Annotated in this window: 24 protein-coding genes and 2 tRNA genes; 12 read left to right on the top strand and 14 right to left on the bottom strand. The window is 67.3% G+C overall.

From position 1 onward, the window contains the following. Positions 1 to 12: 12 nt before the first annotated feature. From rpsS to rplC, 5 genes are read right to left on the bottom strand one after another with little or no spacing between them, the layout of a single operon-like run. Positions 13 to 288, bottom strand: a complete 276-nt coding sequence (gene rpsS, locus KBY88_RS12640; protein ID WP_254940293.1) for a 30S ribosomal protein S19 — start codon at positions 286 to 288, stop codon at positions 13 to 15. Between the two features lie 35 nt (positions 289 to 323). After that, positions 324 to 1,187 (bottom strand): 50S ribosomal protein L2, encoded by an 864-nt coding sequence (gene rplB / locus KBY88_RS12635; RefSeq protein WP_254940292.1) that lies wholly within the window; start codon positions 1,185 to 1,187, stop codon positions 324 to 326. Positions 1,188 to 1,202: 15 nt separating this feature from the next. Next, entirely contained in the window at positions 1,203 to 1,505 is a 303-nt protein-coding gene (locus KBY88_RS12630; protein WP_254940291.1) for a 50S ribosomal protein L23, read from the bottom strand. Next, positions 1,498 to 2,133 (bottom strand): 50S ribosomal protein L4, encoded by a 636-nt coding sequence (gene rplD / locus KBY88_RS12625; protein ID WP_254940290.1) that lies wholly within the window; start codon positions 2,131 to 2,133, stop codon positions 1,498 to 1,500. Before rplD ends, KBY88_RS12630 begins: the two co-directional genes overlap by 8 nt. Continuing rightward, a complete protein-coding gene (rplC, locus tag KBY88_RS12620; RefSeq protein WP_254940289.1) occupies positions 2,133 to 2,789 on the bottom strand; it encodes a 50S ribosomal protein L3 in 657 nt (218 codons plus the stop codon). The genes rplD and rplC overlap by 1 nt, the downstream gene beginning before the upstream one ends. Before the next feature lie 471 nt (positions 2,790 to 3,260). On the opposite strand from rplC, the gene ndhN reads away from it, so the two are divergent. The 6 genes from ndhN to recA all read left to right on the top strand — a co-directional run bounded on the left by ndhN (position 3,261) and on the right by recA (position 8,797). Continuing rightward, the gene (ndhN, locus tag KBY88_RS12615; RefSeq protein ID WP_254940288.1) at positions 3,261 to 3,722 is read left to right on the top strand and encodes an NAD(P)H-quinone oxidoreductase subunit N; all 462 of its coding nucleotides are present in this window, start codon (positions 3,261 to 3,263) and stop codon (positions 3,720 to 3,722) included. Beyond that, positions 3,712 to 4,773 (top strand): Light dependent period protein LdpA domain-containing protein, encoded by a 1,062-nt coding sequence (locus tag KBY88_RS12610; protein ID WP_254940287.1) that lies wholly within the window; start codon positions 3,712 to 3,714, stop codon positions 4,771 to 4,773. Before ndhN ends, KBY88_RS12610 begins: the two co-directional genes overlap by 11 nt. A gap of 49 nt (positions 4,774 to 4,822) precedes the next feature. Then, a complete protein-coding gene (locus tag KBY88_RS12605) occupies positions 4,823 to 6,487 on the top strand; it encodes an AAA ATPase domain-containing protein (protein ID WP_254940349.1) in 1,665 nt (554 codons plus the stop codon). Positions 6,488 to 6,603: 116 nt separating this feature from the next. Next, positions 6,604 to 6,675, top strand: a tRNA-Gln gene (locus tag KBY88_RS12600). Positions 6,676 to 6,772: 97 nt separating this feature from the next. Further along, the gene (locus tag KBY88_RS12595) at positions 6,773 to 7,468 is read left to right on the top strand and encodes an HAD family hydrolase (protein WP_396103138.1); all 696 of its coding nucleotides are present in this window, start codon (positions 6,773 to 6,775) and stop codon (positions 7,466 to 7,468) included. Between the two features lie 150 nt (positions 7,469 to 7,618). After that, a complete protein-coding gene (recA, locus tag KBY88_RS12590) occupies positions 7,619 to 8,797 on the top strand; it encodes a recombinase RecA (RefSeq protein WP_254940285.1) in 1,179 nt (392 codons plus the stop codon). 148 nt (positions 8,798 to 8,945) lie between these two features. Here the strand turns inward: recA and KBY88_RS12585 are convergent, their stop codons facing one another. The 3 genes from KBY88_RS12585 to KBY88_RS12575 form a co-directional block, all read right to left on the bottom strand. Then, positions 8,946 to 9,320, bottom strand: coding sequence for a DUF1815 family protein (locus tag KBY88_RS12585; protein ID WP_254940284.1), 375 nt, complete (start codon positions 9,318 to 9,320; stop codon positions 8,946 to 8,948). A gap of 123 nt (positions 9,321 to 9,443) precedes the next feature. Next, positions 9,444 to 9,689, bottom strand: a complete 246-nt coding sequence (locus KBY88_RS12580) for a DUF2839 domain-containing protein (protein WP_254940283.1) — start codon at positions 9,687 to 9,689, stop codon at positions 9,444 to 9,446. Between the two features lie 186 nt (positions 9,690 to 9,875). Then, on the bottom strand, positions 9,876 to 11,336 hold the full coding sequence (locus KBY88_RS12575) for an ATP-dependent DNA helicase (protein ID WP_254940282.1): 1,461 nt from the start codon (positions 11,334 to 11,336) through the stop codon (positions 9,876 to 9,878). Here KBY88_RS12575 and KBY88_RS12570 point away from each other — a divergent pair. Continuing rightward, entirely contained in the window at positions 11,313 to 12,239 is a 927-nt protein-coding gene (locus KBY88_RS12570; RefSeq protein WP_396103107.1) for a prephenate/arogenate dehydrogenase, read from the top strand. The two genes, KBY88_RS12575 and KBY88_RS12570, sit on opposite strands and share 24 nt — an antisense overlap. A gap of 22 nt (positions 12,240 to 12,261) precedes the next feature. Here KBY88_RS12570 and crtD read toward each other — a convergent pair whose 3' ends face one another. Next, a complete protein-coding gene (crtD, locus tag KBY88_RS12565; protein WP_254940280.1) occupies positions 12,262 to 13,800 on the bottom strand; it encodes a C-3',4' desaturase CrtD in 1,539 nt (512 codons plus the stop codon). Positions 13,801 to 13,861: 61 nt separating this feature from the next. On the opposite strand from crtD, the gene KBY88_RS12560 reads away from it, so the two are divergent. After that, positions 13,862 to 14,767 carry a fructosamine kinase family protein gene (locus tag KBY88_RS12560; protein WP_254940279.1) on the top strand — a complete coding sequence of 302 codons (906 nt, stop codon included), beginning with the start codon at positions 13,862 to 13,864 and terminating at the stop codon, positions 14,765 to 14,767. A gap of 9 nt (positions 14,768 to 14,776) precedes the next feature. Here the strand turns inward: KBY88_RS12560 and KBY88_RS12555 are convergent, their stop codons facing one another. Then, complete coding sequence (locus tag KBY88_RS12555; RefSeq protein WP_254940278.1) at positions 14,777 to 15,157, bottom strand: CAAD domain-containing protein; 381 nt, start codon at positions 15,155 to 15,157, stop codon at positions 14,777 to 14,779. Positions 15,158 to 15,212: 55 nt separating this feature from the next. On the opposite strand from KBY88_RS12555, the gene KBY88_RS12550 reads away from it, so the two are divergent. Both KBY88_RS12550 and moeB read left to right on the top strand, forming a co-directional pair. Continuing rightward, positions 15,213 to 15,776, top strand: coding sequence for a M67 family metallopeptidase (locus tag KBY88_RS12550; RefSeq protein WP_254940277.1), 564 nt, complete (start codon positions 15,213 to 15,215; stop codon positions 15,774 to 15,776). Between the two features lie 48 nt (positions 15,777 to 15,824). Continuing rightward, positions 15,825 to 16,997 carry a molybdopterin-synthase adenylyltransferase MoeB gene (gene moeB / locus KBY88_RS12545; RefSeq protein ID WP_254940276.1) on the top strand — a complete coding sequence of 391 codons (1,173 nt, stop codon included), beginning with the start codon at positions 15,825 to 15,827 and terminating at the stop codon, positions 16,995 to 16,997. Positions 16,998 to 17,034: 37 nt separating this feature from the next. On the opposite strand, the gene KBY88_RS12540 is transcribed toward moeB, so the two are convergent. Then, a complete protein-coding gene (locus KBY88_RS12540; protein WP_254940275.1) occupies positions 17,035 to 18,201 on the bottom strand; it encodes a cob(I)yrinic acid a,c-diamide adenosyltransferase in 1,167 nt (388 codons plus the stop codon). Between the two features lie 46 nt (positions 18,202 to 18,247). Here KBY88_RS12540 and larE point away from each other — a divergent pair, with 46 nt between their 5' ends. Beyond that, complete coding sequence (gene larE, locus KBY88_RS12535) at positions 18,248 to 19,147, top strand: ATP-dependent sacrificial sulfur transferase LarE (protein WP_396103103.1); 900 nt, start codon at positions 18,248 to 18,250, stop codon at positions 19,145 to 19,147. A 55-nt stretch (positions 19,148 to 19,202) separates the two neighbouring features. On the opposite strand, the gene speD is transcribed toward larE, so the two are convergent. Both speD and recF read right to left on the bottom strand, forming a co-directional pair. Beyond that, positions 19,203 to 19,679 carry an adenosylmethionine decarboxylase gene (speD, locus tag KBY88_RS12530; protein ID WP_254940347.1) on the bottom strand — a complete coding sequence of 159 codons (477 nt, stop codon included), beginning with the start codon at positions 19,677 to 19,679 and terminating at the stop codon, positions 19,203 to 19,205. A 99-nt stretch (positions 19,680 to 19,778) separates the two neighbouring features. Further along, positions 19,779 to 20,897, bottom strand: coding sequence for a DNA replication/repair protein RecF (gene recF, locus KBY88_RS12525; RefSeq protein WP_254940274.1), 1,119 nt, complete (start codon positions 20,895 to 20,897; stop codon positions 19,779 to 19,781). Between the two features lie 84 nt (positions 20,898 to 20,981). On the opposite strand from recF, the gene KBY88_RS12520 reads away from it, so the two are divergent. Then, a tRNA-Arg gene (locus KBY88_RS12520) sits at positions 20,982 to 21,055 on the top strand. A gap of 5 nt (positions 21,056 to 21,060) precedes the next feature. Here the strand turns inward: KBY88_RS12520 and KBY88_RS12515 are convergent. Beyond that, positions 21,061 to 21,537, bottom strand: coding sequence for an N-acetyltransferase (locus KBY88_RS12515; RefSeq protein ID WP_254940273.1), 477 nt, complete (start codon positions 21,535 to 21,537; stop codon positions 21,061 to 21,063). Between the last annotated feature and the right edge of the window lie 3 nt (positions 21,538 to 21,540).

Raw genomic sequence — 21,540 nt, 5'->3', positions numbered from 1 at the left:
ACGAGTCGTTCCTTAACGGGCACCTTTCTTGTCCTTGATGTGGCCCCGGAAGGTGCGCGTGGGGGCGAATTCCCCCAGCTTGTGACCCACCATCTGCTCCGTCACGTAGACGGGAACATGGGCTTTGCCGTTGTGAACGGCAATGGTGTGGCCGATCATCGTCGGCAGGATGGTTGAAGCGCGTGACCAGGTTTTGATCACGCCCTTGTCCCCAGCACTGTTTTGAGCCTCGATCTTGCGGAGCAGGCTGTCGGCCACAAACGGGCCTTTTTTGAGTGAACGTCCCATGGCGGTTTAAGCAGACAACAAAACGGTGATGAGCATCAGGAGTCCCGTCCGCCACGGCTCCGCTTGGAGATGCGGCGACGCTTCCGGAGCACGAACCGGTTGCTGGGTTTGTTGCGCTTGCGGGTCTTGAGGCCCAGGGCAGGTTTGCCCCAGGGGGTGACCGGACCGGAGCGTCCGATCGGTGCCCGACCCTCGCCACCACCGTGGGGGTGATCGCAGGGGTTCATCACACTGCCGCGCACCTGGGGGCGACGGCCCAGCCAGCGCTTGCGGCCAGCCTTGCCGAGGCTCGTGTTGCGTACTTCGGCGTTGCCGACTTCGCCGAGGGTGGCGTAGCACTCACGGCGGACCAGCCGCACCTCGGTGGAGGGCAACTTGAGGGCGACGTAATCCCCTTCCTTGGCGACCACCTGTGCGCTGGCGCCGGCGGTGCGCACCATCTGACCACCCCGGCCGGCATAGAGCTCGACGTTGTGGACGCTGGAGCCCAAGGGGATGGCCGACAAGGGCAGGGCGTTGCCGACTTCGATCGGCGACTCGGGGCCGGAGATCACCTGTTGACCCAGCTCGACTCCGGCCGGGGCCAGGATGTAGCGCTTCTCGCCGTCGACGTAGAAGAGCAGCGCCAAGCGGGCGTTGCGGTGCGGGTCGTAGTGGATCGCGGCCACCTTGGCAGCCACACCGTGCTTGTCACGGCGGAAGTCGACCAGGCGGTAGAGGCGCTTGTGGCCACCGCCACGGTGGCGGCAGGTGATGACGCCACGGTTGTTGCGTCCCTTGCGTCGGTGCTTGGCCTCAACAAGGCTGCGTTCGGGCTTGCGCTCGGTGACTTCGCTGAAGTCGCTGGCCACCCGGGTGCGGGTGCCAGGGGTATAGGGGCGGTACTTACGGATTGCCATAACGGTTCAGACCCCTCAGGACTCAGGGAAAAGCTGGATCGCATTGCCTTCGGCCAGGCGCACCACCGCCTTTTTCACCTGGGCGCGCTTGCCGGCGAAACGGCCCACCCGTCGGGAACGCCGGGGGGGATTCATGGTGCTGATGCCGATGACACGCACATCGAACAGCTGTTCGACGGCGGCCTTGATGTCGGGCTTGGCGGCCCGATGGTCCACCTCAAAGGTGTACTGGTTCTGCTCGAGGGCGCGGGTGGCCTTCTCGGTGATCAGCGGTCGACGGATCACATCCGCGAGCCGACCTGCGAAACGCTCAGTCATCGCCGTAGACCTCCTGGATTTTTGCGAGAGCTTCTTCGCTCACCACCAGGGTGTTGGCGTGGAGAAGATCGAACACGTTGAGCTGATCGGCGGCGATCAACTTGACGGTTTCAAGGTTGCGCACCGAACGGCGCACAGCCTCGCTGGCGCCATCAAGCACCAGCAGCACCTTGGAGCCCTCGGCGATGCCGAGGCGCTGCAGGGCAGCGGTGATCTCCTTGGTCTTGGGGGTCTCGAGGTCTGCGGCGAAGCCCTTGACAACCACGAGGTTGTCGAGGCGGCTCACCAGGGCGGTGCGCAGGGCAAGGCGACGCTCCTTGCGGTTCATCGCCTTGGTGTAGGTGCGGGGCTTGGGCCCGAAAGTCACGCCACCGCCGGGGCGCAGGGGGGTGCGGATCGAACCCTGGCGGGCCCGGCCGGTGCCTTTCTGCTTGTAGGGCTTGCGGCCACCGCCACGCACCTCGGCGCGGGTGAGGGTGCTGGCCGTGCCTTGGCGGGCGTGGGCCAGCTGCCGAACAACGGCGCGATGAACCAGGTCGTTGGCGCTGGACTCCTTGGCAACGCGGAGCTCGAGGCTGGTCTTGCCGGCGTCCTTGCCTTGCCAGTCGCGGATCAAAAGGTCAGCCATCACGCCCCTCCGTCAGCAGGTTTGGTGCCCACCCGCTTGGCGGGGGCAATATTCAGCAGGCTGCCGGGTTTGCCGGGAACGGATCCTTTGACCACCAAGAGGTTGCGCTCGGTGTCCACCTTGAGGATCGTCAGACCGCGGGTGGTGATCTGCTTGCCGCCGTAGCGGCCCGCCATCCGCTTGCCGGGGTAGACCCGGCCGGGGGTGGTGCCGGCCCCGATTGAGCCGGGCTCACGGTGGTTCTTCGAACCATGGCTCATGGGACCGCGGCTGAAACCGTGGCGCTTCTGCAGACCGGTGAACCCACGGCCGACGGTGTCGCCGCTGACATCGATCTTCTGACCGGCTTCGAAAGCGGCGACCGTGATCTGGGAACCCAGTTCGAGGCCTTCCACGCTGTCGACGCGGTATTCACGTAGGTGGCGCAGGGGCTCGCTGCCGGATTTGGCCAGGTGCCCCTTGGCGGGCTGGTTCACCAGCTTGTCGCGGATGTCGCCAAAACCGACCTGCACGGCGACATAGCCGTCGGTGCCGGTGCTTTTGAGTTGGGTGATGCGGCAGGGACCCGCCTCGATCACAGTGACCGGGATGGATCTGCCCGCATCGTCGAAGAATTGGGACATGCCCAATTTCTTCCCGAGGATGCCGATGGACATAGGAGGTTGATAAACGCCAGCAGAACTACCCGTCGCACGGCCCGAGGGCTTGGCGATGGGCCAGGGCTGATTCGATCGGACGCAAACGGCACTGGAGCCGGTCCCTTTCGGGATGATCCAGGTGGGCTAGCGGGAGGCGAAGCAGCAGGCTGGGACTTGTGGAACAGGAACCTGGAGCGGTACCGATGCAGGATCGGGGTGGCCCAAGGGCGTTTCGACAGTTTCCCGACGGCTTCCTGATGGACGGATCCAAGGAGAAGGCCGCACTGGCCAGGGAAGGCCGTCACCAATGACGACCTGGTGCAGCGTGCTGGAGGCCCGGCTAGCGGACGGGCACAGAACGGTTGCACAAGCAGACAACATACCCCATGGTCCTTCACCAACTGATTGGTGGGTGACAACGACTCCGGGGCCTTGCGCCAAGGTTTCCTGAGAAACTGCCAAACTGTGCCGATCTCAAGGGTTGCTCCGATGCCTCTGTTGCTCTCCGGACGAGGATTTCGCCAGGAACTTGAGCGCTTCGGGGCCGTGGCAGTCTTTGCGCCCCTGGAAGGTGGCAGTGAGACGCGGCTGCTGCGCCGATTGCGGGCTGGAGGCTACAAGGCCCAGATCACCTCGGCCCGGGGGTTGGGGGATCTCCAGGCTTACTTGCTTGAGCTCCACGGCATCCGACCGCCCCACCTGGGTCACCACAGCGTCGGCAAGGGGGCAGCGGTGGGCGAGGTGCAGCAGGTGATGCCCCAGCTGGGTGCCCTGCTGGAGGAGCAAGCCCCGATCGTGCTCTGGCTGTTGGAGGGGCAGGTGCTGTCCAACGCTGAACTCAGCGCCTTGATCCAGCTCAGTCGCAGCGTGCCCCGCCTTCACGTGGTAGTGGAAATGGGAGGCGCGCGCAGCCTGCGCTGGCAGTCGCTTGAAAGCCTCGTTGCTGCCTGAGCAAGCGCTGGCCGCTGGCCGCTGGGTCAAGTTGATCTGCGGCGCCAGCAACCAGGATCTGGCGGCGATTGAGGATCTCTGCGGCATCTACACCCTTGCGGGTGTTGATTGCATTGATCTGGCCGCCGACGGCGCCGTGGTGGCGGCCGCCCGCCGGGGGATGGCCTGGGCACTCGAGCGCGGCGCCCCGCCCCCTTGGCTGATGCTGAGCCTCAGCGACGGGGCCGATCCCCATTTCCGCAAGGCCTGGTTCGACCCAGAGCGTTGTCCGCCTGGCTGTCCTCGCCCTTGCCAGCGGGTCTGTCCGGCCCTGGCCATCGGTACGAGCGCCGGTGTGTTTGAGGAGCGGTGCTACGGCTGCGGGCGTTGCCTGCCGGTCTGCCCTTGGGGGCTGATCGAGGAACGAGACCATCAGCTGGCTCCACCCGCTGTGGCGCCCTTGCTGAGGGCGTTGCAGCCCCAGGCGGTGGAGATCCACACCCGCCCCGGCCGGGCGACGGCTTTTGCCGAGCGGTTGGCGCAGGTGAAAGCCTCCGGCCTTGCCCTTGAGCGGCTGGCGGTGAGTTGCGGCCTGGAGCCGGCGACGGCGGAGCATGATCCAGGGCTCGGCCCAATCCGGCCGGAACGGCTGGCGGAGGAACTTTGGCAGCGCTTCGCCCTGCTGCGCAGGAATGGCTTCAAGCCTCTCTGGCAACTTGATGGCCGGCCGATGAGTGGGGATGTGGGGGCCGGCACCGCCCGGGCGGCCGTACTCCTGCTGGAGAGGATTCTGGCCATGGCTCCGCCGGGCCCGATTCAGTTGGCCGGGGGCACCAATGGCCTCACCCTGGCCCTCTGTCAGGGACTGGCCAAGCGCTCCGGCCGGCCCAGGGGCGGTGCGGCCGGGGTGGCCTTCGGGGGTGTGGCCCGTCGCCGCTTGCAGCCCCATCTGCTCAAGGCCCAGCGGCGCCAAACGCGCTTGCTCGATGACCGGGAGCTTGTGGAGGTAGCACTCAAGGATGCCCGCGCCCTGGTGACCCCCTGGCGGACCGAGGATGGGGGTCACCTCTGAGTCGGTGGCGGCCGCCATGCAAGCCCCTACCCCGGACCCCACCGCTTCGATGGCGCCTCAGCGGATCACCGACGACCTCGATCGTTTGTTGGAGCTTCTGCCTGAGGCCGTTCAGGAGTCCCTGGCGGCGCCGGAGGCCCGGGAGGAGTTGCTTGAGGTGGTGCTTGACCTGGGCCGGGTGCCCGAGGCCCGATACCCCGGCCGGGCCCTGACCCTTGGGGAGCGACCGATCGAGCGCGCTGACCTGAAGGCGCTGGTGGAGCGGCTTGGCCGTTTCGGCGGTGACAACCGCGCCGGCATTGAGCGCACCCTGCACCGCATCAGCGCCATCCGAAACCGCTCTGGTGAGGTGGTGGGGCTCACCTGCCGTGTGGGCCGCGCCGTGTTCGGCACCGTGGCCATGGTCAGGGATCTGCTGGACACGGGTCAATCCTTGCTTTTGATGGGGCGCCCCGGGGTGGGAAAGACCACGGCCCTGCGGGAGATCGCCAGGGTGCTGGCCGACGACCTGGAGCGACGGGTGGTGGTGATCGACACCAGCAACGAGATCGCGGGTGATGGGGACATCCCGCATCCTGCGATCGGCAGGGCCCGGCGCATGCAGGTGGCCCGGCCCGAGCTGCAGCACCAGGTGATGATTGAGGCGGTGGAGAACCACATGCCCGAGGTCATCGTGATCGATGAGATCGGCACGGAGCTCGAAGCGCTGGCTGCCCGCACGATTGCCGAACGTGGGGTGATGCTGGTGGCCACGGCCCACGGCAACGAGCTGGCCAATTTGATCAAGAACCCCACCTTGAGCGATCTGGTGGGCGGCATCCAATCGGTCACCCTCGGGGATGAGGAGGCCCGTCGTCGGGGTTCGCAGAAATCCGTGCTGGAGCGCTGCGCGGAGCCCACCTTCCCTCTGGCGGTGGAGATGCAGGCCCGCAGTCAGTGGCTGGTTCACCGGGAGGTGGCCCGCACCGTGGATCTGCTGCTGCGGGGCGAGCCCCCTCGGCCCCAGGTGCGCGAACTGGCCCCCGATGGGCGATTGCGGCTGGCGGATCTCGGCGGATGGACCGGCCTTGAGCCACCACGGCGGTTGGCTCCCCTGATGGGCTCGATCCCCCCCCCCACTCCCCGCCTGCGGTCGCTTCGGGATCGACCTTCACTGGTGCCTGTGCCCATGCCCGATCCCTGCGAGCGCAGCCCCGGCGCTGCCGAGAGTGGGCCGAAGAGGGCGGCACCTTTGCGGGTGTTGTGTCTGGGCCTCAGCGAGCACCTGGTGGACCAGGCCCTCCGCGCCCGCTCCATGGCGGTGGTACGGGCGGAGGCGGTGGAGCAGGCGGATGCGATTCTCAGTGTTCGCCAGCAGTTGGGGCGAGATCCCGAGCTGCGTCGCTTCGCCCAGGTCGTCGGGGTGCCGATCCTTGTGATCAAGTCCGACAGCCTCCATCAGATCCAGCGGGCCTTCGAGCGGCTGCTGCGCCATCGCCCAGCGTGGGGGAGCGAAACCGTCCCGACGGACCGGCTTGATGACAGCGTGGCGGCGATGGAGGAATGCCGGGAGGCGGTGGAGCGGGTGGTCCTCCCCCAGGGGCGACCGGTGGAGTTGCTGCCCCGCAGCGATCGCGTGCGCAATCTCCAGGCCGAGCTGGTGGGCCATTACCGCCTGCGCTGGGCCGAGTTCGGCACTGGCGCCAGCCGGCGCCTGCGGGTGTTTCCGGCCTGAGTCTGTTGGCGTTTGCTCTGGTCTTTGCCCGTCGCCAACGGACCCCCCGGCGGAGATTGACGGAGGGCGACCTGCTGTGGGTAACTAGCTAGGCGCTCAGCAATGCGCTGGTGCGTTGGGCCGTCGCCAAGTGGTAAGGCAGCGGGTTTTGGTCCCGCCATTCCTAGGTTCGAATCCTAGCGGCCCAGTTTTTCAGCCTCCGCGCGTGGTCCTCCGGTGACCCCAGCCTCCCCCCGCAGCGGCCCCCTGCTGGTCTTCGATTTCGATGGCGTGCTGGTGGATGGCATGGCCGAGTACTGGTGGAGCGCCCGTCGGGCGGCTCTGGAGCTCGATCCGGAATTGAGCTTGGGCGACCAGGCGCCGCCGGCCTTCGCCCAGTTGCGGCCCCTGATTCATCATGGTTGGGAGATGGTGCTGGTGGCTGCTGAGCTGGGCCGGCCTGGTTTTGATCCACAAGCGGTCCTGGGGGCCTACGAGCTGTTTTTGAGTGCAGCGATCGGGCGTCGGGGCTGGGATCCCGCCCGCCTGCAGGCGGCTCTGGAGCAGGTGCGGCGCCTGGCGATCGCCACCGATCGCGGCGCCTGGTTGGCGCTGCACCATCTGTTCCCTGGGGTAGCGGAGCGGTTGCACGCCCTGGCGGAGGAAGGCGCCGACTGGCTCGTGCTCACCACCAAGGGGGCGGACTTCGCCCGGGAGTTGCTGGCGGGTTTTGGCCTTCAGCCGCTCGAAGTGTTCGGCCATGAGCAGGGCAGCAAGCCAGAGGTGCTGCTGCGCCTGGCGGCCACGGGGCGGCCCCTCTGGTTCATCGAAGACCGCCGCGCAACGCTGGAGGCGGTGCGTGCCACCGCCGGACTCGAGCGGGTGCGCTGCTTTCTGGTGTCGTGGGGGTACCTGGGACCGGGGGATCGTGAGGGCTTGCCCGCAGGGATTGGGCTGCTGGAGTCGGAGCGCCTGGCGGCCCCCTTGGCGGGGTGGCTCTGATCCGCTAGGGTACGTCTGTACTAGGCGATACGCCGGGTGGGAGCGGTGGCACTGGCTTCCGTGAAGCCGCCATCGCCCCACCTGGGGCCTGTCAGCTGGCCCCAGGTGGGGCCCACCACGTTGCCCCTTCCATCGCTGACCACGTCGACCATGCCTGCTGATTTCCCCAAGACCACCGCTGCCCGCTCCGGCGACGCCAAGGGCTCCGAGGCCAAGGCCGCCGAGGCCCGCGCCAGTGAGCGCGACAAGGCCTTGGGCCTGGTGCTGAACCAGATCGAGCGCAACTTCGGCAAGGGTTCGATCATGCGCCTGGGGGATGCCTCCCGCATGCGGGTGGAAACCTTCTCCACCGGTGCGCTCACCCTTGATCTGGCCCTGGGTGGCGGCTACCCCAAGGGGCGGGTGGTGGAGGTCTACGGCCCGGAGAGCTCCGGCAAGACCACGCTCACCCTCCACGCCATCGCCGAGGTGCAGAAACGCGGCGGCGTGGCGGCCTTCGTGGATGCGGAGCACGCCCTGGATCCGGTCTATGCCGCCGCTCTGGGTGTCGACATTGAGAACCTGCTGGTGTCCCAGCCGGACACAGGTGAGATGGCCCTTGAGATCGTCGACCAGCTGGTGCGCTCCGCCGCCGTCGACATCGTTGTGGTCGACTCGGTGGCGGCGCTCACCCCCCGGGCGGAGATTGAAGGGGAGATGGGTGATCTGTCGGTGGGCAGCCAGGCCAGGCTCATGAGCCAGGCGATGCGCAAGATCACCGGCAATATCGGCAAATCCGGTTGCACCGTGATCTTCCTCAACCAGCTGCGCCAGAAGATCGGCGTCACCTATGGCAACCCTGAAACCACCACCGGCGGCAACGCCCTGAAGTTCTACGCCTCGGTGCGCCTCGACATCCGCCGCATTCAGACGCTCAAGCGTGGCACCGAGGAATACGGCATCCGCGCCAAGGTGAAGGTGGCCAAGAACAAAGTGGCCCCCCCGTTCCGTATCGCTGAGTTCGACATCCTCTTCGGACGCGGCATCAGCATCCTGGGCTGTCTGCTCGACATGGCCGAGGAAACCGGTGTGGTGGTGCGTAAAGGAGCTTGGTATAGCTACGAGGGAGACAACATTGGCCAAGGTCGTGACAACACCATCGTCTGGTTGGAGCAGAACCCTGAGCAGAAGGAAGTGATCGAAGCGTTGGTGCGTCGCAAACTCACTGAGGGAGCCGACGTCACCGCCAATTCGATGAAGCCCTTGGCCGCTGCCGCTGCCAAGCTGGCCTCCACCCCTGTTCCGGTGACGGTGGAAGAGGAGGAACAGGCTTTGCCCCAGGTGGATTGACCGCGCCTGGGGGCGTCTGTTGTGACCCCCCTGCGCACCCTTGCTGTAGGGCGCGTTCCAGGTGCCATTGGATTGATGCCGGGGTTGGGCATTCAGGCCCATCGCCATTGGCTCATCAGGGAAGGCTGTGAGCTTGGGGTGACGTTGATCAGTCGCTGGATTTGGCCGAGCTGCTGGCGGTGGGAAGCGTTGCCTCAGGGTTGGAGTCCCCGGAGGATCCGCGTTGGAGGAAGGTTGCCAAGCGCTCCAATTCCTGGATGGCATCGGCACCTTCCAGTTTCACCAGCTCATGGCCGTTGTGGGATTCCACCCAGCTGATGCCGAAGTCCGAGACCAGAAAGCGCACCATGTGGGCCTCACCCAGGGCGGCCACAAAGGAGGCGCCTTGTCCGTCATGGCCGTCACCGCAGACGTAGCAGGTGGCCGAGAGGCCCTGGGCCTGAAGGCTGATGGCCAGGGACTGCAGGCTCATCACCAGATCCTGGACGACGGAGCGGTAGTGCTCGGCGAGTCGAGGAAACATGGTGCGCTGTTGAACAGTCTCCCCATCCTAAGGATTTCTTTCGATTTGTGCGTGTATAAATACTCAGTGTCAGGGGATGCGGTTTTGGGCCTGGGGCCTGATTCAGCCCAGGCCGAGCTCCCCTCAGCCGTCGGCCAGGGTCCACCAGCCGGCCGCCGGGCCGATGAAGCGCACGGTCACCCAGAACAGGGCAAGGGCTCCGATGCCGTACCAGGCCCCCTGGGTGGAGACCTCCACGAAACGGCTCGCCTGACGTTGGCTCAACGGCAACCAGCTCACCAGCCGCGGTGAAGTGTCCTTGGGGCCGGATTCCTGTTTGCGTTTGCGGGGGGGCAGTCCCTGCTCCGCCCTGCGCTTGGCCTCTCCCATGGCTCCATGCCTGCTTGGATCGCGCTCAGGTTATCGGTCGTCATTGGTGAGCCCGTGCCACCGCCGCCACCAGCGCTGCGGGGCAGGCTCAAGGCTGAAGAGGTCCAGGCAGGGGTTAAGGCCCCATGGCCGAGCGAGAGGGCATCAGCCGATCCCTTTTGCAGCAGCGGACGAGCGGAAAAGCGATCAGCGGGGCATCAGCCGTGGCAAGTCGACCCAGGGCTCAAGGGCCTCCAGTACCTGACGGCCCCAGCTGCGCCGTCGCACCCGCCCGTCCAGCAGGGCCAGCCTTCCGCCACTGCGGCGCAGTCCTGCCACGGCCCGTTGCATCCGGCTGAGAGCTTCGGGCAACAGCAGCTCCCGGAACCAGTCGCGGCCCCGTTGGCGCAGGGCCCACACTCGGGCTGCGGTGAGGGGATCCTCCAGGCTGGCGATCGGCAGGAGCGCCACCACGATCTGGCCTGGAAGGGGCAGGCGTTCCTGATGCGCCAGCCACCAGTCCCAGCTGCAGCAGAGCACCCCGTTGCTCTCGGGGGCCGTGGTCTGGTGATCCACGCGGCTGCCGAACTCGGCGGCCAGGGCACTGATGAGATCCAGCCGCAGGGGCCCGTCGTCGATCAACACGACGGTCAGGCCCTCCTGCCCCAGCACCAGCCGGCGGCTGTGCTCCAACAGGTGCTGTCCAAAATCAGGGCTGTTGGGCAGAGCCTGGCGCTGGGGAGCGTGGATGGGAAGTGGGTCCTGGAGGGGCGGATCGCTGAGCCGCACCGTCACCTGGGGATCGAATCCCAGGGCCTTCTTGGCCATTGCCGACCAGGGGCTGCCGCCCGGAACCCCCAGTTCCGAACCGATCAGGACGGTTCCGCGGCCCCGCAGCAGGCCTGCCATCACCTCCAGCGGCTCCAGGGGTTGGCGGTGGAGTGTCCATTGCAGCAGCTGGGGATCCACCGTCGCCCAGCCGGTCCAGTCGGGGCTTTGGCTCTCCAGCCAGCGGGGCCACGGATCTGGCAAGGGATCGAGCAGTTGCAGCAGTTGGGCGAGGGGGGCCTCCTCCTCCGGCCTGAGGGCCACCTGCAGAGCGGGGTTGGAGGGATGGCTGAAGATGCGCCGGCTCAGGCGCTCATGCAGGGCCAGCAGGCTGGCTTCGGCGGCCGGCAGGCTGCGCCGCAACATCTCCCAGTGGCTGGTTTCGAGCACGACTCCCAGGGCCTGGCGCAGGGCCCGTTCCAGTCCTTCCGCCTCTGGCAGGACCAGTTGACGCTCTCCCAGCTCGTCCCGCCGCCAGGCGGTCACCAGTTCAGCAGGACTCAGCAGCCACAATCGTGCCGCCGCTGGCGCGGCTTCTCCTTCCCAGCAGGGCAGGTTCAACCCCACTGCCTTGAGCCGGGGCAGTTCCTGGTGGAGCAGGCGCTGACGCAGCGCGGCACTGAGCACCAGGGCCACCGGGGCCTCGCTGAGGGCCAAGGGGACCAGCAGTCCCACCAGCCAGCTGGGATCACGGCCCGCGCTTAAGCGCACGAAGGTCTGATCGCCGCGCCTCAGGCTTCTGGCCACCAGCCGGCTGAGGGTCAGGTGATGGGGCCAGCGCGCGGCACCCTCCTGACGCAGCAGAGCTTTGAGCTGGTGGTGAGCGCGGGCTTCCAACATGGCGGAAGCGTAGGAAGCTGGCCCGAGCAGGCCGTACCGGCAATGACAGAGTTGTGGCGGGAGCGGCCGGTGGGAATCGTTGGCCTGGGGTTGATCGGAGGCTCCCTGGCCCTGGATCTTCGAGCGCATGGTGCCCGCGTCCATGCGCTGGTGCACCGGCAGACCACGGCCCAGCGGGCGATCGAACGGGGCCTGGCCGATCGCATTGCCACCGATTCTCAGGTCCTGGTGGACTGCGACCTTGTGGTGTTGGCCCTGCCACTGGACCGCTTGCTCAATCCCGCCCCCGCGTTGCTGGAGGCCCTGCCGGCCGGAGCCGTGCTGACCGATGTGGGTTCGGTCAAAGCGCCGGTGCTGGACCGTTGGCAGCCCCTCTGGCCGCGCTTTGTCGCCGGTCATCCCATGGCGGGCACGGCCCTTGCCGGGGTGGAGGCGGGTCAGCGGGAGCTGTTTAAGGGGCGCCCATGGGTGGCGACCCCAGCTGCGGAAACCGATCCCGAAGCCCTTGAGCAGGTGAAAGCCCTGGCGGAAGTGGTGGGGGCCCGCTGGATCACCTGTGCCGCCGCTGCCCATGACCGGGCCGTTGCGCTGATTTCACACCTGCCTGTGCTCGTGAGTGCCGCACTGCTGCTCGCGGCTGATCACGCCGCTCCCGATCCGGAGCTCGCCGGCCTGGTTCGGGCCCTGGCCTCCAGTGGTTTTGCCGACACCACCAGGGTAGGGGGAGGAAATCCTGAGCTGGGCACCTTGATGGCCACCCACAACCAAGCCGCCCTCGGCGAAGCGCTGCTGGCCTACGGCCAGCAGCTGGGGGCCCTTCAGGCTCTGGTGCAGCAGGGGCGTTTTGATCAGCTCGAGGCCTCCTTACGCCTGGCCCAGGAGCTGCGTCCACCGTTCCTCTGAGTGGTTGCCGCTGTGCCGTTGACTAGCCGGCCAGGCTGAGGGAGAAGCCTCTTCGTGCCAGCAGTTGGCGACAGGCCATGTGGGCCGATTGGCTCACCCCGGCGGTGCCCTCGCCGGGGAAGATCGAATCGCCGCAGAGCCAGAGGCCCGTCAGGGGGCTGCGGCTGGCCAGCCCGAAGGGACCGAACCGGCCAGGGGTCTGGCCGAGGCCGCCCACGAAGCCGAAGGGCCGGCCCGTCCAGCGCAGGAATCCCCTGGGCGTGGACAGCTCGCTGTGCCTGAAGGACTTGGGGGCCAGATCCAGCAACTGGACCAGGCCGGCCTCGATGCCCGCCTGGGCGGCTCGTTTGCGTTCTTGATAGGTGTCTTCCCCGTGCTCGAACCAGGGGCGGGCAGGCGTGAACACGCTGGCGATCACCGTCGCCTGGCCCGCTGGGGCATGGCCGTCCTCCTCGGCGCTGATCGAAACGAACAGGGGGCCGGGATCCCCCCACTCGAGCTGGAGGTGCAACGGGTGCTCGGCGGGCAGTCGATCGCGATCAATCGCCCCGTAAAAGACCAGGGCGCCGGAGGGGTCATCGAAGCCGGCCAGGCGCCGCCGGTAGCCCAGAGGCAGGGACTCTCCAAGCAGGGCTGGAAGGGCTTGAACCGGCGCCGTGCAGATCACGTCACGGGCGGCGATCTGGAACGGGGTGGTGCCGTGGCATTGGCCTTCCACCCGCCAGGTCCCCTGGGTCGGGTGCTGGCCCGGGGGCACCAACCGCTCGACCCGATGGCGGAGCCTCAGCCGGCCGCCCGCCCGGGCCAGGCCCTGCTCAAGGGCGGCGCTGAGTGTCTGCATCGAACCATGGAGGTGCCAGAGACCAAGGGGCTCCTGGGCCATCGCCAGCACCGTGGCGCCGTAGAGCGCCGCCGTGTGATCCGCTGGTTGCTGGGAGTAGAGCCGCAGCTGCAGATCGAGAAAGCGCCGCAGGCGCTGGTCGCCGGCGCAGCCCGCGAGCCGCAGCAGGTCGAGCACGGTGGCGCCCACCAGCAGACCGCTGGCCAGTGGGGCTGGACCCAGGGCACCCAGCATGGTGGCCAGGTCCCAGGCATTGCGGGGCGGCAGGATCGGATCGCGCCGATTGAAGGCCCAGTTCGCCGCATGCAAACTGCCGCAGAACTGCCAGAAACGCTCGCTGCCGGGGAAGTGCCGTTGCCGTTCCAGGGCCCAGCGCTGGGGGTCGCGCCAGAGCTGGATCGGAGTGGTCTCCCCCGCCAGCAGCACGCTGCAGCCTGGATCCAGGGGACTGGCGGCGGGGGGGTCCACCCCCAGGTGGGCGAACAGGCGGGCGTGGATTCCTCCGCTTTCGAGGCCCGCCACCTGGGTGGCGCCCACATCGAAGGTGTAGGGGCCGCGGCGAAAGGTGCCGGCGCAGCCGCCGCTTTGGTGGTGGGCCTCCAGCAGTTCCACCTGCAGTCCAGCCTTGGCGAGCAGGGCGGCCGCCGTCAGACCGCCGATGCCCCCTCCCACCACCACCACGTCGCACACCTCAGCGGCCAGACGGTCGGCAGGGGGCATGGGTCGTGGCCCGGGGCCCGGGAATGCTGGCAGCCTTGGAGCGCCAACGCGGATCGCCTCGATGCCTCCAGCCGATGCCCCCCCCGTGGCGGCGATCGCCCTCCTGCTGGGGGAGGCGGTGACGGCGGCGCAGCCGGTGGGTGGCGGCTGCATCCACAGCGCCTGGAGCCTGCAGCTCACCGATGGCCGCCGGTTGTTTGCCAAGACCAACAGGGCCCCTCAGCTGCCGCTGCTGGAGGCTGAGTGCGAGGGGCTGGGGGCCCTGGCGGCCGCCGCTGGGGCCGATCTGGAGGTCCCCAGGCCCTTGTTCTGCGGCCAGTGGGAGGACCTGGCCCTGCTGGTGATGACCTGGCTCCCCCTGAACGGGGCTGGAGAGACCGGTGCCTGGAGCTCCCTGGGAGCGGGCCTGGCCCGGTTGCACCGCCGCAGCCTGGAGAGCGGCCCAGGGGATTTCGGCTGGGCCAGGGACAACTTCATCGGCTCAGGACCCCAATGCAACGGCTGGATGGCCGATTGGGGTCGATTTTTCGCTGAGCGACGTCTGGGGGAGCAGCTGGCTTGGGCCAAGCGCCAAGGCCAGAGCTTCGAGGGGTCCGAGGTGCTGCTGGAGCAGGTGCCGCAATGGCTCGCGCATCATGCTGCCGAGCCCTGCCTGGTGCATGGCGATCTCTGGAGCGGCAACGCCGGTGTGCTTACCGGCGGCGGCGGTGCCCTGTTCGATCCCGCCGTCTACAGGGCCGATCGGGAGGTGGATCTCGCCATGGCCAGATTATTCGGGGGCTTCCCCAGCAGCTTCTTCGCTGGTTATGAAGCGGAATGGCCCCTGCCCACGGCTCACCGGGTTCGGGTGGATCTCTACAACCTCTATCACCTGCTCAACCACGCCAACCTGTTCGGCGGGGGCTATGGCACCCAGGCCCAGCGACGGATCCTGGCGCTGCTGCGGAACCCACCAGTGGAGGCTTGAGGAGCTGGATCAGCCCAGGTATTCGCTTCGCAGCCCCTGAAGGCGGCTCACCACGGCGCTGCGCTTGTCACTGGTGGTGAGGTTCTGCCAACTCCATTGGCCCACCACCACCAGGCCCAGCAGTTCCAGCAGGCCCGGCACCACGGGGAGAAGGTTGATGGTGTCCAGCACCCCTTTGATCAGCACCTGAGCCACGATTACCGCCAGCAGGATGCCGGCCGCTTTGCCGACGCGACCCATCTGGCTCCAATCCACCTGGTCGAGGGCGGTGTTCACCTTGCCGAGGATTTCGCTGTAGCGCTCAGAGAAGCCCGCGCCGACTTCTTCTGTGCTGGGAGAGACGGCGGAAAACAGGGAAGGCTCCTTCACGTCAGTTGTCTCGTCGCTCATGAATCTGATTGGGCTACAGGTTCTAACGCCCTAACGTATCGGTGTAGGGCCTCCCATGCCAGAGCGCTTGTGGCTGGACAGATACTGGTCCGCGGTGCTCGTGGAGGGGCTCCTGGCCGCAGCGCCTGAGGAAGGCTGCGCCCTGTTGCTGGGACGCTCCCATGGCTCCCTGTTGACGCTTGAGGTGGTCTGGCCTTGCCTGAATGTCTGGGGGGCGGGCTGGCCAGAGACCTTCGGATTTGACCTGGCTGCCATGCCCGGTCCTCGGCTGGAACGGGACCAAGGGATGGCCCCGTCGGCCAGCCGCCGCAACCGCTTTGCGATCGACCCCAGGGAGCAGTTGCTGGCCGAGAAATGGGCCCGTCGCCAGGGGCTCCAGGTCTTGGGCAGCGCCCACAGTCACCCCGAGGGCGAAGCGGTTCCCTCGGCGATCGATCGCGCCTGGGTGCTGGCACCAACCCTGATGTTGATTTGCACTCCAGGGCCTGACAACGGCGGACTGGGGGCCTGGTGGTTCCCCTCGTCGCCCGGCGACCCGCACCGGCTTGCCTTGATCGGGAATGGCGAAGGTGGCCCAGCCGCTGGCCGGGGCGCGTCGGGCGGGGACGGGGATTTGTGAGACTGGGGCCATGCCTTGATCTCGGCCTCTTCCCGGCCGCCCCTGCCCATGCTTCCCCCCGACACCACCGGAATTGAACTCAGTCCCGACGAGGTGGCGCGGTTTTCCCGCCACCTGATCCTTCCTGAAGTGGGCATGGCGGGCCAGAGGCGGCTCAAGGCTGCCTCGGTGCTTTGTGTGGGCACCGGAGGTCTCGGGTCGCCGCTGCTGCTCTATCTGGCCGCCGCTGGCGTGGGCCGCCTTGGCATCGTCGATTTCGACGTGGTCGACACCAGCAACCTGCAACGTCAGGTGATCCACGGCACCAGCTGGGTGGGCAAGCCCAAGATCGAATCGGCCAAGCACCGCATCCACGAGATCAACCCCCACTGCCAGGTGGATCTCTACGAAACGGCGCTCACCAGCGAGAACGCCCTTGAGATCATCCGCCCCTACGACATCGTCTGCGACGGCACCGACAACTTCCCCACCCGTTATCTGGTCAACGACGCCTGCGTGTTGCTGGGGAAACCCAACGTCTACGGCTCGATCTTCCGTTTCGAAGGCCAGGCCACGGTCTTCAACCTCGATGCCGAAAGCCCCAATTACCGCGACCTCTTCCCCGAGCCGCCGCCGCCGGGCCTGGTGCCCTCCTGCGCCGAGGGTGGTGTGGTGGGTGTGCTGCCCGGGATCATCGGCCTGATCCAGGCCACCGAAGCGATCAAGATCCTCACCGGCATCGGCACCACCCTCAGCGGCAGGTTGCTGCTCTTCGATGCCCTGCGGATGAAGTTCCGCGAGCTCAAGCTGCGGCCCAGCCCCGAGCGTCCGGTGATTGACAAGCTGATCGACTATCAGGAGTTCTGTGGCGTCGGCGGCACGGCGCCGGGCCAGGAGGAGGCTGGATCCCTGGACGCGATCAGCGTCAGCGAGCTCAAGCGGTTGCTGGATGGCGACCGCAGTGAACTTGTGCTGCTGGATGTGCGCAACCCCCCGGAGGTGGCGATCGCCGCGATCGAGGGTGCCGTGCTGATTCCCCTCGACCAGATCGAGGGAGGGCAAGCCATCGAGCAGGTGCGGGAACTCTCCGCTGGCAAGACGCTCTACGTGCACTGCAAGATGGGAGGCCGCTCAGCCAAGGCCCTGATTGCCCTCGGGCGCCATGGCATCAGAGGTGTGAACGTGAGCGGCGGGATCGACGCCTGGAGCCAGGAGGTGGATTCCACAGTCTCCCGTTACTGAGCGTTCTTGCTACGGAGCCCCCCTTGCTAGGCCGGGCTCAGTAGTCGACGCCGCGCTTGAGGTCGACACCACGTTCGGCGTAGTGCTTGTGGCAGACCATTTCCGAGTGCACGCTGGCCAGGTCGAAATAGGCGGGGGGGTTCTTGCAGCGGCCGGTGAGGATCACCTCGGTTTCGGCGGGTTTGCGCAGCAGGGTCTGCACGATCGGCTCCACGGGCAGTAACTCCAGGTCCACCGTGGGATTGATCTCATCGAGGATCACGGTTTTGTACAGACCGCTGGAGATGGCGGCACGGGCGATCTCCCAGGCCCGCTCCGCCTCCACGTAGTCGATCGGTTGCTGCTGGCCCCGCCAGACAATGGCGTCGCGCCCGGAGCGCAGGTGATCGACCAGATGCGGGTAGCTCTCGCGCAGGGCGGCGATCGCTGCATCTTCGGTATAGCCGCTGCCGCCCTTGAGCCATTGCAGGATCAGCACCCGGTGACTCTTGTCCTGGCTGATGCCGCGGCCGATGGCCTGAAGGGCCTTGCCCAGGGCGCTGGTGGACTTGCCCTTGCCTTCTCCGGTGTAGATCTCGATCCCCTCCAAGCCGATGGCATCGCCGTCGGCGCGGCGGTGGGCGCGCATCTCGGAGTGCAGGTCGGCCAGTTGCACCAGTTTCTGGGGGGCGCCGCGGCCCGTGACGATCACTTCCATCTCGCCGGGTTTGGTGGCCAAGATGCGGACCACCTCGTCGACGTCGAGCAGCCCCAGATCGAGCACGGGGGAGAGTTCGTCGAGCACCACGACTGAATAGAGGTCGCTGGCGATGGCGCCCTTGGCGATGTCCCAGCCCCGTTGTGCCTCCTGGCGATCGAAACGGGTCGCCTCGGCGGCCGTGAAGAAGTCGCCCCGGCCGGTGCGCACCTGGTCGATCAGGTGCGGGAAACCCTGCTGCAGGGCTTCGATCGCTCCGTCTTCGTCGTAGGCGCGGCCGGGCCCCTTGAGGAAGCGCAGCAACAGCACCCGGGTGCGTTTCTGCTCGCAGATCCCCAGGCCGATGGTGCGCAGCACGACCCCCAGGGCCGCCTGGCTTTTGCCCTTGCCGTCACCGTCATAGACGTGAAGCTGACCGCTGCTGCGCTCGCTGCTGCCGGAGGCGGTGCGAATGCCGATGCCCCGACCGGTGCCTGCGGTTCGCTCAGAGCTGCTGGGCGGTGCCATCGCCGGGCCTCTTACCGTTGGATCCTAACGACCTCTCCCCAGCCACTTGGGCCCGCTTCAGACCGGTTTTCTCCCCCATCGCCTCGGCGAGACCCTGCCTGAGTGCCTGGACCTGGCGCTGCAGGATCTTCGCCAGTGGCTGGCGGCGCAACGCCAACTGGTGGTGGCCTACTCCGGCGGGGTGGACAGCGCCCTGGTGGCGGCCCTGGCCGCCGAGCAATTGGGGGATCGGGCCCTAGCGGTGACGGGCGTCTCGCCGGCCCTGGCGCCCCACCTGCAGGAGGAGGCCAAACTCCAGGCCCGTTGGATGGGGATCCGCCATCGGGAGATTCCCACCAGCGAACTTGACGATCCGGCCTACACCGCTAACCCCGACGATCGCTGTTTCGCCTGCAAGCGGGAGCTCCACAGCCTGTTGGCCCCCCTGGCGGACGTGTTGGCGGAGCAGAGCGGGGCGGCGGTGGCCCTGGTGGTGGATGGGGTGAACCTCGACGATCTGCGCGATCACCGACCGGGACTTCGCGCCGCCCGCGAGCGTGGGGTGCGCTCCCCCCTGGCGGAACGTGGCATAGACAAGCAGGGGGTGCGCCAGATATCCCGGGCCCTGGGATTTCCCTGGTGGGACAAGCCAGCCCAGCCCTGTCTCGCCTCCCGCTTTCCCTATGGCGAGCCGATCAATGCCTCGCGGTTGCGCCGGGTTGCTGCCGCAGAGGATTGGTTGCGGGGCCAGGGCATCGCCGAATTGCGCGTGCGCAGCCAGGGTGAAACGGCGCGCATTGAGGTGCCCTCTCAGCAGTTGGATGGGCTTCTGGGGCGGCTTGGGGATGGGGGGCTCTGGCGCCAGGAGCTCGTCGAAGTCTTTGCGGATCTGGGCTTTTCCGCGGTGAGCCTCGACCTGGAGGGATTGGTGAGTGGCAAGCTCAACCGCGACCGCTTGGCCGCCTGACGTCTGGCTGGGATGGTGTGCCGCGCCAGATGCTGAGGCGCGGCGGGCGTTGCGCTCAGGCGGCGAGGGGGGTTCGCTCAACTTCGGCCAGGGCCTCTGGGGTCTCCCTCCGGAAGCTGGTGAGCTTGTGGTGGGCGGCTCCCAATTCTTCGCTGAGAACCTGGCAGGCGCGCTCAGGCATGGTGTGATCACCACAGGTGAAGACATCCACGGCGGCGTAACCCGATTCGGGCCAGGTGTGAATGGAGATGTGGGATTCCGCCAGAAGGGCCAGCCCCGTCACCCCCTGAGGTTCAAACCGATGGGTGATCAGATTCAGGAGTGTGGCGCCCGCACGCTTGGCTGCTGTCGTGATGGCGGTCCTGAGAAAGGCTTCGTCGTCGAGCTTCTCGCTGTTGCAGTTGTAGAGCTCGAGGATGCAGTGTTTGCCCACCGTGTCGGTGGCACTGGGGATGGGGAGGGGCGAGGAGAGGGGGCTTTGGGCTCCATTCCATCCCGGGTTGGGGTGGAGGGTGGGCAGGGTCTGGGTCATCAGATCCATGGAAACAGCTCATCACCATAACGCCGCAGAGACGGCACGTCTTGTGCCCTGCTGTCTCTGCGGCTAGCAATGGGTGTCCCCGGCCACAGATCAAGGGGGCGCCAGTTCCACTTTGATCGCTCCGCCGCTCACCCGCACAAGTTGAGAACGGCTGCGCCAGCCCCCGCTGAACGCCCCCAGATGGGTCGCGCTGACGAGGCATTGGTGGCCTTCTCCCACCGCCTCCAGCAGGAGGTGCTGGCGTCCGAGATCCAGCTCTGCCAGTACGTCATCGAGCAGCAGCAGGGGTGGCGCGCCCCAGAGCTGCTGCACCAGTTCGAGCTCAGCGAGCTTTAGGGCGAGCACAAGGGTGCGCTGTTGCCCGGCCGAGCCGTATCTCCGCGCCGGCTGGTCCGCCAGCCGCAGCTCCACCTCATCGCGATGGGGCCCGACGCCGCAGTGCCCTGAGCGCAGTTCCTCTTGCCGCTGGGCGAGCAATTGGGCCTCGATGGCCTCGCGCCAGGGGGCCTCGGCCTCCTCCCCCTCCAGCACGCTGCCGGGCTGGTAGCGAAGTTCAAGTTGTTCGCGACCGCCACTGAGCCGTTCCTGCCAGGCGGCCGCCAGCGGTTGCAGCCGCACGAGGGCCCGACGGCGGCGGCGGTGCAGCCGTGTGCCCACCAGGGACATTTGTTGATCGAAGGCCCCCAGCAAGTCAGCGAGATGGGCCCGGCCCAGCCCCCGGCGCAGCAGCTGGCTGCGCTGGCGCAGCAGCCGGCCGTAGCGGGAGAGCAGTTCGCTGTAAATCGGCTCGAGCTGCAGCACCACCCGATCCAGCCATTGGCGCCGCAGGGAGGGCTCACCGCGTACCAGCTCCAGGTCGAGGGCGCTGAAGCCCACGCAGCGCAGGGGGCCGAGCAGATCCAGGTGGCGTTCCAGGGTCTTGCCGTTGCGCCTGACCTGGCGACCCCCTACCCGGCGCAATTCCAGCTCCAGGTGATCACCGTCGGGGCTCCAGCCGCCCAGGCGGCTCAGGGATTCGCCCTGGCCAATCAGATCCTGGTCGCGGCTTGTGCGGTGGGAGCGAAGGCTCCCGAGCAGTTCAACCGCCTCCAGCAGGTTCGATTTGCCCTCGCCGTTGTCGCCGATCACCAGGAGCCTCGGTGAGCTGAGCTCGAGGCTCAAGGCGGCGTAGTTGCGGAACTGCAGCAGCTCCAGGCGATGCAGCCGCATGGGTCCGGGGGGCGTGCGGCTAAGGTAACCCCATCCACCGGGAGCCTGCTTTCGGTCGGTGGCCATGGCTTTGGGCCATGGCGAGGGCATGTAGCTCAGTTGGATAGAGCGTCAGATTCCGGTTCTGAATGTCGGGGGTTCGAGTCCCTCCATGCTCGTGTGTTCAGTCCACGCTCTCCACCGGACGGGCGAGCGTCAGACCCATGGCCCGGATTCCGCCGGGATCCACGATGAATCCATGGCGTCTCAAGGCCTCCAGGGCCTCCGGTGGCGCCGAGAGAGAGATGCTGCAGCCGGCCATCTCTCGGCGCAGTCGTTGCAGGGCTCCGTGCACCAGCGCCTCCAGCACGCTGGCTCTCGCAGGCTCGCTCGGGGCCGCCGAGAGATCCCAGAGGTTGGCGTTGAGGGCCAGATCACTGGTGGCGCGCACGAACCCCACCAGCTGGCCTTCGGGATTGCGCACCAGCAGGTGCCAGATGCTGCGAGCGAGCACGCGCTCAATCAGCTCGGGCGTGCGGGAGCGATCGCCGCAGCTCACAAGCAGCGCATCGAGCTCGTGGGGTCTGGGGGCGGGGCTGGTCTCGAGTCGGTAGCCCTCCGGCAGGCGCGGTTGGCTGGGGCTACTGCGGAAGGGAATCAAAGC

It is taken from the genome of Cyanobium sp. Morenito 9A2 (assembly GCF_024345575.1).
In the GTDB taxonomy this organism is placed as follows: Bacteria; Cyanobacteriota; Cyanobacteriia; order PCC-6307; family Cyanobiaceae; genus ATX-6F1.
Note: the sequence above shows the minus strand (reverse complement) of the source record. Positions and strands in the feature narration are given on the sequence as shown.